At 59.7% G+C, this 10,932-nt stretch carries 21 protein-coding genes; 2 read left to right on the top strand and 19 right to left on the bottom strand.

All coding sequences use genetic code 11. The features are described 5' to 3' along the window. Window positions 1-14: 14 nt before the first annotated feature. The 19 genes from ACQZ2L_RS06445 to ACQZ2L_RS06355 all read right to left on the bottom strand — a co-directional run bounded on the left by ACQZ2L_RS06445 (window position 15) and on the right by ACQZ2L_RS06355 (window position 10,049). A complete protein-coding gene (locus ACQZ2L_RS06445; RefSeq protein WP_430325274.1) occupies window positions 15-158 on the bottom strand; it encodes a hypothetical protein in 144 nt (47 codons plus the stop codon). A 107-nt stretch (window positions 159-265) separates the two neighbouring features. Further along, on the bottom strand, window positions 266-616 hold the full coding sequence (locus ACQZ2L_RS06440) for a hypothetical protein (protein ID WP_430325273.1): 351 nt from the start codon (window positions 614-616) through the stop codon (window positions 266-268). A gap of 68 nt (window positions 617-684) precedes the next feature. Next, window positions 685-1,155: a hypothetical protein gene (locus tag ACQZ2L_RS06435; protein WP_430325272.1), complete on the bottom strand. Its 471-nt coding sequence runs from the start codon at window positions 1,153-1,155 to the stop codon at window positions 685-687. A gap of 56 nt (window positions 1,156-1,211) precedes the next feature. Continuing rightward, window positions 1,212-1,598, bottom strand: a complete 387-nt coding sequence (locus ACQZ2L_RS06430) for a DUF3168 domain-containing protein (protein WP_430325271.1) — start codon at window positions 1,596-1,598, stop codon at window positions 1,212-1,214. Then, window positions 1,591-2,094 carry an HK97-gp10 family putative phage morphogenesis protein gene (locus ACQZ2L_RS06425; RefSeq protein WP_430325270.1) on the bottom strand — a complete coding sequence of 168 codons (504 nt, stop codon included), beginning with the start codon at window positions 2,092-2,094 and terminating at the stop codon, window positions 1,591-1,593. Before ACQZ2L_RS06425 ends, ACQZ2L_RS06430 begins: the two co-directional genes overlap by 8 nt. Before the next feature lie 3 nt (window positions 2,095-2,097). Continuing rightward, a complete protein-coding gene (locus ACQZ2L_RS06420) occupies window positions 2,098-2,286 on the bottom strand; it encodes a hypothetical protein (protein WP_430325269.1) in 189 nt (62 codons plus the stop codon). A gap of 11 nt (window positions 2,287-2,297) precedes the next feature. Beyond that, on the bottom strand, window positions 2,298-2,603 hold the full coding sequence (locus ACQZ2L_RS06415) for a phage head closure protein (protein ID WP_430325268.1): 306 nt from the start codon (window positions 2,601-2,603) through the stop codon (window positions 2,298-2,300). Between the two features lie 11 nt (window positions 2,604-2,614). Further along, entirely contained in the window at window positions 2,615-2,932 is a 318-nt protein-coding gene (locus tag ACQZ2L_RS06410; protein WP_430325267.1) for a head-tail connector protein, read from the bottom strand. Further along, window positions 2,925-3,206, bottom strand: a complete 282-nt coding sequence (locus ACQZ2L_RS06405) for a HeH/LEM domain-containing protein (RefSeq protein ID WP_430325266.1) — start codon at window positions 3,204-3,206, stop codon at window positions 2,925-2,927. Before ACQZ2L_RS06405 ends, ACQZ2L_RS06410 begins: the two co-directional genes overlap by 8 nt. Window positions 3,207-3,245: 39 nt before the next feature. After that, on the bottom strand, window positions 3,246-4,448 hold the full coding sequence (locus tag ACQZ2L_RS06400) for a phage major capsid protein (RefSeq protein WP_430325265.1): 1,203 nt from the start codon (window positions 4,446-4,448) through the stop codon (window positions 3,246-3,248). Window positions 4,449-4,458: 10 nt separating this feature from the next. Continuing rightward, window positions 4,459-5,082, bottom strand: coding sequence for an HK97 family phage prohead protease (locus ACQZ2L_RS06395; protein ID WP_430325264.1), 624 nt, complete (start codon window positions 5,080-5,082; stop codon window positions 4,459-4,461). A 7-nt stretch (window positions 5,083-5,089) separates the two neighbouring features. Then, entirely contained in the window at window positions 5,090-6,301 is a 1,212-nt protein-coding gene (locus ACQZ2L_RS06390; protein ID WP_430325263.1) for a phage portal protein, read from the bottom strand. Next, window positions 6,301-6,510, bottom strand: a complete 210-nt coding sequence (locus ACQZ2L_RS06385) for a hypothetical protein (RefSeq protein ID WP_430325262.1) — start codon at window positions 6,508-6,510, stop codon at window positions 6,301-6,303. The genes ACQZ2L_RS06390 and ACQZ2L_RS06385 overlap by 1 nt, the downstream gene beginning before the upstream one ends. Further along, complete coding sequence (locus tag ACQZ2L_RS06380; protein ID WP_430325261.1) at window positions 6,507-8,306, bottom strand: terminase large subunit; 1,800 nt, start codon at window positions 8,304-8,306, stop codon at window positions 6,507-6,509. Before ACQZ2L_RS06380 ends, ACQZ2L_RS06385 begins: the two co-directional genes overlap by 4 nt. Continuing rightward, a complete protein-coding gene (locus tag ACQZ2L_RS06375) occupies window positions 8,260-8,565 on the bottom strand; it encodes a phage terminase small subunit P27 family (RefSeq protein WP_430325260.1) in 306 nt (101 codons plus the stop codon). The genes ACQZ2L_RS06380 and ACQZ2L_RS06375 overlap by 47 nt, the downstream gene beginning before the upstream one ends. Window positions 8,566-8,858: 293 nt before the next feature. Beyond that, entirely contained in the window at window positions 8,859-9,185 is a 327-nt protein-coding gene (locus ACQZ2L_RS06370) for an HNH endonuclease (protein WP_430325259.1), read from the bottom strand. Continuing rightward, window positions 9,185-9,343, bottom strand: coding sequence for a hypothetical protein (locus ACQZ2L_RS06365; RefSeq protein ID WP_430325258.1), 159 nt, complete (start codon window positions 9,341-9,343; stop codon window positions 9,185-9,187). Before ACQZ2L_RS06365 ends, ACQZ2L_RS06370 begins: the two co-directional genes overlap by 1 nt. 49 nt (window positions 9,344-9,392) lie before the next feature. Beyond that, window positions 9,393-9,674, bottom strand: coding sequence for a phage holin family protein (locus tag ACQZ2L_RS06360; RefSeq protein WP_430325257.1), 282 nt, complete (start codon window positions 9,672-9,674; stop codon window positions 9,393-9,395). Further along, entirely contained in the window at window positions 9,675-10,049 is a 375-nt protein-coding gene (locus ACQZ2L_RS06355; protein ID WP_273911416.1) for a putative holin, read from the bottom strand. Between the two features lie 61 nt (window positions 10,050-10,110). On the opposite strand from ACQZ2L_RS06355, the gene ACQZ2L_RS06350 reads away from it, so the two are divergent. Together ACQZ2L_RS06350 and ACQZ2L_RS06345 are read left to right on the top strand one after the other, a co-directional pair. Then, the gene (locus tag ACQZ2L_RS06350) at window positions 10,111-10,410 is read left to right on the top strand and encodes a hypothetical protein (protein WP_430325256.1); all 300 of its coding nucleotides are present in this window, start codon (window positions 10,111-10,113) and stop codon (window positions 10,408-10,410) included. A 257-nt stretch (window positions 10,411-10,667) separates the two neighbouring features. Further along, window positions 10,668-10,874, top strand: a complete 207-nt coding sequence (locus ACQZ2L_RS06345) for a hypothetical protein (protein WP_430325255.1) — start codon at window positions 10,668-10,670, stop codon at window positions 10,872-10,874. Window positions 10,875-10,932: the final 58 nt, after the last annotated feature.

The raw sequence follows: 10,932 nt of genomic DNA, 5'->3' as shown, positions 1-10,932 counted from the left end.
TGATGGAACAACTTTCAATCTTTTATTCTGCCCATAGCCGCCACGCGGAAGCCCATCCTCGCCTCTTTGGCCACCGCCTTCTTGTTGGGCTTTTCAGCATCGCCGCCGCCGAATGGATTGGTATCGATGAGGAATTGCCGCTTCGATTCCCAGGCCATGAGAATCTCAACGACAGGCGTATTCCAGGCCTCGCTTGGGGACCACCCCAGCCAACCAGTAGCAATGTTGAACAGCTCATCGATGACTGGGAGATTGGGATCGCGCTTTACTCGTTTCCCGATTCTGCTTGGGCCTCTAGCTCGGCATCGGACTTGCCAGCGGGGTTAAGGAATGCCTTGAGGTACGGGATTACCTGGCTGCCGGCGCTATCAATACCCTCTTCGAAGACAGCTTCCTCCGCTGGAGTCAGTGCATCTTTCTTCGTCAGGTTCACGCCGGTGCCCACGGCAACAATGAAAGCGATCGATGACAGGTTCGCAGTGCCGACCGACTGCATAGCCGGCAGAATCCCGCCGAAGCGGTTCTCGATGGCCTTCATAGCCTTCAGGGTTGGCTTGAGGGTGAAGACTTCTTCGCCCAGAGTGACTTCAATGGTGCCGTGATTGGTTCGGGACATGCGGGATTCTCTTAATCAAATGAGCGGGGCCAGCGCTGCAGGATTACAGCGCTGGAGGGGCCAGCCTGTTAAGGCTCGAGGACCTCATACACCTCTGAGTTGATCCCCAGAGTCACGGCGCGCTTGAGAACGCCCTCGACGCTGATGCCTGTCTTCTTGTTGCTCATGACCTTGGCCGCCATGTAGTCGGTCTCGCCATCGACGTAAACGACCTTGATCGGGTAATCGAAGCGTGAGCGATCGAGAAACGCCTCAACAAGCTTGAGCTGGCCCGCGTCGCCTGCGTCAAAGCCAATGGACAGCTCGACCGACCCGGCATCCGCCAGGCCTTTGAGGTGACGGGCCCGGCCTTCGGCCAGCCCGGCAAAAGACACATCGTTGATGGTGTCGCCGTAGTCGCCAATGCTCTCGACCTCGCCGACCTCTACGTAGGTCAGGCCAGCCAGCAGCGTTACCGCAGCAGCGTGGTCCTTGGGCAGATCTGCAGTGAGGCGAGGGCCGATGTAGATTCGCGTGCCAGCGCCGGTATTGATAGACATGGGTAGTCCTCCTGAGGACAGGTGATAAAGCCGCAGCGCGGCGATGGTTCAGCGGTTTAGTGTTGGGTGATGATGCGGAGCGTGACCGAGCCTTGATAGGTGATGCAGTCAGGCTCGGGGGTTGCCTGTTTGCGGGTGACGCGAATGGAAACGACCCGGCCAGTGGTAAGCGGCAGCTTCCGCTCATGCAGGGCCGCATCGATCTCGCCCATGATCCGCTTGACCTCCTCTTGCCCTTCGAAGTCTGACCACACCGTGAGGTACACCAGGCGAATCTCGCGGCGGCCGGCTAGAGTATCGTCGTTATTGGAGATCTCTGACCCGATGGTGACGTAGGGGTACGGCGTGTTCATAGGAACGTGGTCGTAGGTTTTGCACGAAACGACCTCGTCCGTAAGCCTGTCGAAAAGCGCTACCTGCAAGGCGAAGGATGGATCAGCCATTGCCTAAACCCTCCGCCGCCCGCTTGAGCGTATTGCTGACCGCATGATTAATACTCGCCAGGATGAACTCCTTGTTCACGTCGTATGCGGGGCGAAGCCATGGGTGTGCCGGACGAGCCACGATCTTTGGGTACTTGCCGAAGAAGTGAGCCCCGTCCGATTTATTGGTGGCGCGCTTTTTACGCCCGCCGGAACGTTCACCTTGGTCGTAGCCCTTGGTGCCGTACTCAATGAAGCGAAGGTAGTAGTACCGCTTGTTGGCTTTCTTGCCGCGCAGACCAACCTCAGCGTCCAGGCCGCTCTTCGAAACAAAAGCTGTCAAAGCAGCCGCGCCTTCACCGCTGTCTTTTGGCACCATTTCCTTCATCGTGGCCAGGAGCCTGTCCGCGGCTTCCTGCATCGCAGGCTTCAATTCATTGTCGAGCTGGCTATGAATGTTACGCAGCGTTTTCCTCAGCTTGAAGTCGCCGGACATCCTCGATCTGCGCGGCGCCATGACTTATTCCTCGGCAGCCGCTTTAACCTTGGCGGGCTTCTCGGTGTTGGGCGGCGAAGCTTCAACCTTGACGGCCTCCACCAGGTTGCGCTCGATCAACGACTGGGCTTCAACGGCGCTGACGACAAAATCGTCGCCCGCAACCTTGCGGCCCATGGGGCCAGAGATATTGGCCAAGGCACGTACTTTCATTTTGATAACCTCTAGGGATTGGTGACGCTCGAGCACAGCAGACGGAGCATCGCAGGATCTCTATCAGGCAATGCCGCGCCGACCAGATAGGTTCCAATAGGGCTGACCAAACGCATACCAGCAACTACATCGCGCCTGTAGCGGATCTTGATCTCGGCTGTGATGTCGACCTCGAGCCTGTCTGCTACTGGTGCCGTTCGACCTGTGGGCAAAGAGATTTCGGCCCAGACCTTGCCCAACTCCAACCAGGTTACAGAGCGTCCACCGCCTTGCCGATCAACTGCCTCCGGCTGCATCAGAGTGCATCGCTTGTTCATGGGGCCGGCCCTCATACATTCACCCAGCGATGCGGGCGCCACAGAGCATTCGTCGCCAGGGGTAGTTCCGTAGCGATCGTGCCGGTGACTACAGCTTCACGGCTTGCATACCAGTGCCCGATCAGCAGCAGCGCCCCTTGCCGGATCGCTTTGCTGATGGTCAACGCATTCCCTACCGGATCAGGCAAAGGATCGCCTTCAAGAATCAGCTTGCGGTTGGTCCACAGCTCAAAGGTGCTGAGCGCGGCGTCCGTGTAGCCCTTGATCAACGCATCCTCCTCATCACCATCAACCCGCAGATGCGACTTCACGGTGATGAGATCAATCATTTTTCGGCACCAGCGCCTGAAGAGCGGGCTTGAGCGCGGCCGGATCGAAGTCAATACCCTTGGCGGTGAGCCATTCCTTCAGCTCTGGCACTTTCATCTTGAGAGGGTCGTCTTCGGTGGGGCCGGAATCGTCGAGATAGGTAGCCACGCCCAGGTGCTCAACCGCCACCAGCGCGCAGCGCTCAGAAACCTCCTGCTCGCCGACCTGCACCAGAACCACCTCGTTGCCATCCACGGCGAAGGGGAAGGCCGTTTCCACGGAAATCAATGGCATAAATCCTCCGGGAGCGGGCGCCCGAAGGCGCCAGCTCGATCAGGCAGCGCTCAGGGTCAGAACCTTGATCGCCTGGGAGTCGACGAGCATGCCGCCGACGCGCTTGGTGGTGTAGAAGCCCACGTTGGGCTTGTTGGTGTAGGGGTCGCGCAGAACCCGGGTACCGATGCGGTCGACGATGGTGTAGCCGCGCTTGAAGTCGCCGAAAGACACTGCATTCGCATCCGCAGCACGGTCGGGCATGTCCTCGTTCTCCGTGATGCCGTAGCTGAGCAGCGTGGCCGGCTGGCCCAGCGCCAGACCTGGCTGCCAGATGTAATCGCCGCGCTCGTCCTTCAGCTTGCGAACGTAGGCGACGGTGAGGTTCCCCATCATGAAGCGAGCGTTAGCGCGGTAGCCGGCCTTCAGCGCATGGACGAGGTCGATCAGGTTGTCGGCTGTCAGGCCGCCCGCCACGCCGGAGATCAGCCTCTGCAACTTGCCGAACGCCCGCACCTTGTCAGTCTCGGTGGTCAGCTCGTAAGCCAGATACCCCTTCGGCTTGTTGGTACCATTGCCGCTGGTGAACGCGCTCCCTTCTCGCTCCGAAAATTCGCGGGCGACCTCGCCGTCAAGCCAGCCTTCAGCGTCGAAGAAAATGTCATCGAGGCTGGTCTGCGTGGCTTGCGGGTTGGCGTAGATCTCGCCCATGAAGGCAGAGATCTGACCCAAGGTAGGCGTGCCGGTCGCGGGACGTGGATCAGTTTCGCCGACCCAGCCCGAGCCGGCGCCGCCGAGGCTGACCAGCCGCTTGTAATCCGGCGAGCCGACCGTGATCTGGTTGCACACCTGGCGCATCGGCGAGGTGTCCTTCAGCAGTTCAATGATGCTGCGGTCCATCTCTTCGGGGACCGCGTAGCCACCGTCGGCGTCGTTGCCGATCTGAAGCGCCTTGGCCTGCAGGTCGCCCAGGCCAGTGTCGACCCCCTTGCGCACGAACTTCATGAAGGCGGTCTTGTGCTCGCTTGCGGCCTTGGTGCCGGAACCGTCTGGGCGCTTCAGGTCAGCCAGCTCCTTTTCCAGCGCCGACTTGAGCTCGTCGAGTTCGCCAAGCTTCTCGTTCAGTGTGTCGACCTGGCCCGAGAGCTTGCCCTTCTCGGCCTCCAGCCCGTCAATACGCTTGTCGTTGCTCTTCTTGAATTCTTCGAACTTCGCGCCAAGAGCCTCGGCAACGTCTTCGATGTCTTTCTTTTCCACAGCCATGAGAGGCTCCTTACATTTTGTCCAAAAGGGATTTCAGGGATTGAAGTGCATCTTCGGCACCCGCCTCTCGCGGTGAAACTGCGCCGTAGCCTTTAGCCATGAAGGCCTTGGCTTGGGAGCCGGAAAACCCTACCTCTCGCAGGGCCCGCTCCACTTTGCTGGGCGGCGGGGTTTCGCCGCGGGCCAGCAGGGATTTCACGTCAGTGATCCTGGCCTCGTCGTTGGCCGGGAAGGTGACCAGGGACAGCTCCCAAAGGTCGATAGCCTTCAGGATCCAGACGCCCTTCTCCTTGTCGTATTCGTAGTCATCGAGCATGTAGCCGATGGAGGTACCGGTCAGGCTGCCGGCCTTCATGTGCGCGTGGGCGCGCTTCGCAAGCGGGTCGTCCTCGATGAGCAGGCGCCCCCGAAAGAACAGTCCGACATCGTCCTCACGCATCTCTGTGTAGATGCCGATGGGCTCGCTCATGTTGTGCTGCCAGAGCATTGCCGGAAGCCGGCCCTTCTCCTTCCACTTGGCCAGACTGGCCTCGAAGGCTCCACGGACCACCACATCGCCGTAGCTGTCCTCGACGCCGAAGACCGAGCCATAGCCTTCGAACTCGCCAGTTTCGCTGACCGACTTGATGGTCAAGGGGCGGTCAAGGCGCTGTTTTGTCTGCATCGTCGGCAGCCTCTGGTTTAGTGGTCATGTTTAATGGGGTCAGATAAACGTCGCCGCCCTCTCGGGGGTTCATGTCCTCAAGGTCTCGGCACTCGTTGGCGCTCAAGATGCTCCACTGGATACCCTTGGCGTAGGCGTCGTATCGCCCTTTCAGGTCGCCGCGCATGAGGGCGCCGGCATTGAACTTGGCGTAGTGGGTAAGTCGGTCCTTCTCGTTGAGCAGGCCGACCTGGATCCGGTGTTCAATGCGCGTGATGATCGGCACCAGGGAGTAGTTCACGAAGTTCATGCCCATCTGCTCAACGTTGTTGAGCGTCATCTTTTCCATGTTCGCCACCAGGTGCGGCGGAACGCGGAAGAGGCCGCACAGCTGCGCCTCCGTCATGCGCTTGGACTCAATGAACTGTGCGTCCTGGGCATTCAGACTGATCGGTTTCCAGTCCAGCCCCATCTCCAGAATCATGGGCTTGTAGGCGTTGGCGGCCCCCATGTGCTCACCCTGGAACTCTTCCTTCAGCCTGGCGAACGCCTCGTCGGTGAGAGTCTGCTCGGTTCGCAGCACGCCACTGGTTACCGCGCCGTTCGTGAAGAGCTTCCCTGCGTGCGCATCCATCGCCTGGCCAAGGCCAAGCGTCTGCCGGGCATAGGCGATCGGGTTCAAGCCGTTCAGGCCATCCAGCGTGAACAGCCGGACGTGCCAGATCTCTTTTTGTGTGAGTGTCTTCGGCCCAGTCTTGAAGTTGACTTTGTACTCAACCGTCCAGTCGTCGTTGAGCTTCGGCTGAACGATGTCCGGATTGAGGGGCAGAAGCTCAACGACATTGCCGAGAGCCTCGACCTTGTAGGCGTAGAAGTTGCCGCGCAAGCACAGGCATGCCACTAGCATCTCCCAGAACTCCTGGGCGGTCATGTAGCCGTTTGGCGCCATGGTCAGCAGTGGATACAGCCGGTGACCTGTCGCCGGCAAACGCACCTTATCGGTCTGTTTCATCAGCCGGCAGGGCAGCATACCTATCGACTCGGCCAGCACGCGGACGCAGTTGAACACCACCAGTTGCTGCAGCGCGCTGGTGGTTGTGACTCTCTGCCCGGCGCCTGTCTCATAGCCGGTGCCAAGCGCCTGGGCCAGCTTCTCCGGCGTATCAATTGCCAGCGGGTTGCTCTTTCTTCCAAGGAGTGCTCGAAGCATCAGCTACCCCCTCGAATGATTGCGTAGGCCGAGAGCGCCATGAGAATCACACCGCACACTGCCAGCGACACAGCCTCTCCGAAGCCCACCCACAGGCCGCGGGCGAGCAGCCCGAAGCCGACCAGGCCGACCACATCCGGCAGGCTTTCGCGCAGGCGAGCGATGGCCGACCCCTCGTCATCACGAGGAGCCTCTTGTTCAGGGGTCATAGGGTTCTGATTCCGTGTTTGGTTATGTGGTCCGAAAGGCTCTTCTCGGGCTTCGTCTCTGCCTGATTGGCAGCGCCAACAGCCATCGCCATTGCGACCGCCCCGTCGATGCGGCCGGTCTTCTTGCGCTTGGAGAAAATCCTGTTCTCCTGGGCGTCAGCCTCCATCACAGCTGAAGCGACGTTCCATGTGAGACATGGGTTATCCAGTACCTGGATCTTGCCGGTGAGGATTAGGTCCTCCAGCAAGTCGATGGAGTGGGTCATCCACAGATTCGAATCCCGCGCGGGCCGGAAGCCTTGACCGTGTGGCACCAGATTCAATTCGATGCCCTGCGCCTCAAGCTCGGCCTCAAGGTAAGTCATGTGGTAGGGGTCGAAGGCCAGTGACTTAATGTCGTACTTGGCCGCCAGTTCGCCCAGGCGCTTGGCCACGAAGGCGTAATTAATCGCCTTGCCGGGAGGTGCGTGGATGTGACCGTCCTGCAGCCAGACCTCGTATGGCACCCCGTCAATCGCAGCTCGATCCAGCAGCGTGTCCTTCGGCGTCCAGAACTCGGTAATCGCCTTTCCCTCTTCGGGGAAATAGAGGTTCAGGGCTGTGAGGTCACGCTTGCCGGACAAGTCCAGGCCGCCATAGCAGGTCTGGCCCGCAAGCTTGTCGGGATCGAACTTGGCGCAGCAGGACAACCAGGTATCGATCTCGACCCACGGGTTCGCTGCATCCACCCACTGACAGAAATTCAGACGCCTGACCGTGCTGGCCTTGGCCGGCATCCCTTTGGCATCGGTCACCTGCTCTCGCAGGTACTTCGGCTGGAACGTGTGCCCAAGCGAAGGGTTTGCCTTGCCCCAGCACTTCTCATCCTTAAAGGGATCGTCGCCCTTATCCAGCGAGCAGATGAAAGCGAAGAAGCCGTCGTTGAAATGCCGGTGCCGCTTAGTAACCCCTTTCGCACCGGCCGCGCAGACATTCACGCCTAGCTGGTGGTAGCTGTAGCAGACCGACGTGCGATCGTGACCGCTGTTGGTGATCATCAGGATCAGGGCTTGCCGACGGCCTTTCGTGCCGGCCCGCATGAACTCGACGGTCTTGTTGTTCTTGTGCTCGTGCACCTCATCGATGAGGGCACAATGCGGACGCGGGCCAGACTGGCCATCGTCGGAGCTGATCGGCCGGAAGAATGAGCCGGTAGCCAGATAGGCAAGGTTCCAGACCTTCTCATCGCGGCCGGATTTCTTGATCTTCTTCGTGAGCGCTGGCGATTGATCGACCATCGCCACCGCGTCGCGAAACAGGATCATGGCCTGGTCGCGTTTCGTTGCCGCAGCGTACACCTCGGCCCGGGGTTCGCCATCAGAGGTCAGGCAGTACAGTCCGATACCGCCCGCAAGCGGTGACTTACCAGACCCTTTGCCAGACTCGATGTAGACGGTCCGGAATCGTCGGAAGCCATCGGAAGCCATCCAGCCGAAAATCGACCCGACAATGAACGCCTGCCAGGGCAGCAGGACAAACGGCCTCCCCTCGTGCTCGCCGCCGTTCAGCTTGAGCACCGTTTTGAAGTACCGGATCGCCCGGTTGGCTTTCTCCAGATCCCAAGTAAGCCCACGCTTCGGCCCGTCTACCAGGTCGCGCAGGTGTCGGCCGCAAGCGTTTCGAATGTCTGGCCCGGCCAGCACTTTTCCAGAGTGGACCTCTTGAGCCCAGGCAGTCACTGGATCGACGGCATAGGCAACCTTCTTGACCTCAGCTGAAGAACTCGTCTTCGGGGTCTTTGCTCGGGGGTTCGCCAATGGCCTGGACCTTGGAACGGGCGGCTGGTGTCATGCCGAAGTGGGTGAGATAGGAAAGCAGGCGGCGGTCAGCGTCCGCGGCCATGGCGACAGCGGGGTGCGCCTTGATCAGGCCGGCCTCGGTTGCGTAGGTATGCCCCTCTTCGGAGATGACCTTGGTCAACCGACGGACTTCGGCCGCCACCTCGCACAGCCGCTCGAGGGTTTGAAGGTCAGCTTCGGCGAGCACGCCCATCGAAGCTGCGAGTGGGCAAAACACTTTCCATACCGCCTGCCCCTCGACAGTCATATGCGAGGGTGGAGGCTGATAGCCGGCAACCGCGAGCTGGGGTTCGCGGTTGTTTTCCCGAGCCGGGCGCGAGGTGCCGGTGACCTTTTTCTGGGCCGAGGGGACTGGCGTTCTGCCCTTCAAAAAAAAGTCTCCAATTCTGGCTTTTTGCGTAAAGAGGGTCGAGGGCGGTCTTGCTAGACGAGAATGAATACTTTTTGCCCCTCCCCTAGGGGCGGTGACGTGCCACACGCCTTCGGGTGCGCCTCAATCACGATTAGATCTCATTTGCCGCGCCGCTGACGGTTCCAGTGGTGGTTGGGATCAATAGGCAGGCCGTTCACATCACAGCCAACCACAACGCCGGTCTTCTCCTGACGCTGCTTGGCGCTGTCGTGGCAAAGCTTGCAGAGGCTCTGCAAGTTGCCAGCGTCGAAGAACAACGACTCATTACCGCGATGCGGTGTGACGTGGTCAGCGATCCGTGCCTCGACTGTTCGCCCCTGAGAAGCACAGCGGCGACACAGGGGCTCAGCCTGCAGCTGGTGCCAGCGCAGCTGATACCAACGCTTGGTGTTGTAGAGGTGACGCCATGGCGAGGTGTTGGCCATCAGCGAACCTCGACCACGATGCCGCGCTCGATCCAGCGGGTGACGCGAGCCAAGTTCGGTTTGCGACCCGTGATGTGCGACATGACCAGGACGCCAGCCAGGTAGTACTTCAACCACCAGCGATGCCGGCATGTGATAGTTGCTGTTATGCGGGCCATACGGTCACCTCGCGCCACGAAATGGCACTCATTGATTTTGTGGCGCGGATCAGTCCACGCGCAGGATCTTGGCCACGTTCCCCTTTGCCCGGCACACCAGAATGGCTGCCAGCAGGTAGAACGCAGTGTTGAACCAGGACGCATCCGCGAAATCATCATGCAGCACCATGCGGCCGATCAGGCTGACGCACTGCATTCCAGTGACAGCGCAGGCTGCCCACGCCATCAGCGATACGCTCAGCTTGTACCGAGCATCTGGGTATGGCCGGTAGCGCAGCCCGATCATCACGAAGATGACGGCGCACAGCGCGGCCTGGATGACAGCAACCATTCAACCCTCCTTCCTGGCTCGCAGGCGGAAGACCCACTGCAGCCATGTCGGCATGCGGCCGGTCTGCATCCACTCCAGCAGGCCAGAGAATGTGACGACGCAGAGCACGCCGCATACGAAGGCGCTGAAGCCAGCGGTCTGGGTCCAGGCCCTGCCCATCAGTTCAGCAGCACCGAAGTAGCCGCCGATCCAACCGGTGAGCAGGTAGCCGATCCGCCGCCAGGTGCTCATGTCCTTGGCGAACACGACGTAGAAGAAAGCCCCGCCGAACGCGCCGACCAAAGCGGCGAGGTCCAGCTGGGGAAATGCAGCACCGAGGCTGACGCTGGCAAGTACGCCGGTCACTGCCAGGGCGCCGGTACTTGGTTCGGCCATAGGTGATGCTCCAGAAACGAAAAAGCCCCGGCATGTGCCGAGGCTGTATGAGTTGCAGTGCATGCTACCGATCGAGCGCGGACACAAACTACTGACGCTCAATCTTGAAGAGATAACCGTTCTCGTCAACCTCAACGCTCACAACCAAGGGAGCGAGATCCGCGCGAAGACCAATCTCCACACCCCTTCCTACGAGTCGCGAGTGCTCCAACCTCTCGTCGCCGCGATCAAACGACCGAACAAATGGCTCTACTACTGCAGGATCACCGAAATGGCGATCGACTTGATCTGTGATATGGCGGATCAAATCCGATATTTGCCTTTGCGTATTTTGATCAATCACGACTGTTCCCTCAGATAAAAGAGAGATAGTTCCACAAATGAAAGGAGGGAAGAAGCCCGATGCAGTGGAGAGCCTCGGAATGGATGCAGAAGGCCGGTGCATTCCCGACACGGTGGTCTGGATCGCAGGATCACATACCCCAGACTCTCATCGCGTAGCCGATCAGGGATCGCACGGCTTTGATCGACGGCACTGCCGACTTAGCCCAGATGCCTGGGCAGGTCATCCGCATAAAATAATGGCAAAATGCCTTGCTCCACTATCAAGGAAACACCATGAAAGACGATGGAAGCAGCACAACTGCAGGTGAAATGGCCGACTGGCTTGCGTCGATCCCTCGGGACACCAAAATCCGCTTCCAGGGAGGCCTGACGTTCTATCGATTTAAATTCAGGAACGATGACTTGGTTCAGATCGAGTTCAACGAGCGCGTGCATGACGCTATGGCCTACTTCAATGAAGAAGTCTTAAAGGGCAAATAGCAAAAAACCCCGGTCAATTGGCCGGGGTTTCTCGATGCTGTCGTGCCGTTGCAAGCTG

It is taken from the genome of Pseudomonas shirazensis, from assembly GCF_050496565.1.
Lineage (GTDB): Bacteria > Pseudomonadota > Gammaproteobacteria > Pseudomonadales > Pseudomonadaceae > Aquipseudomonas > Aquipseudomonas shirazensis_A.
This window is presented reverse-complemented; position numbering and strand designations above follow the sequence as displayed.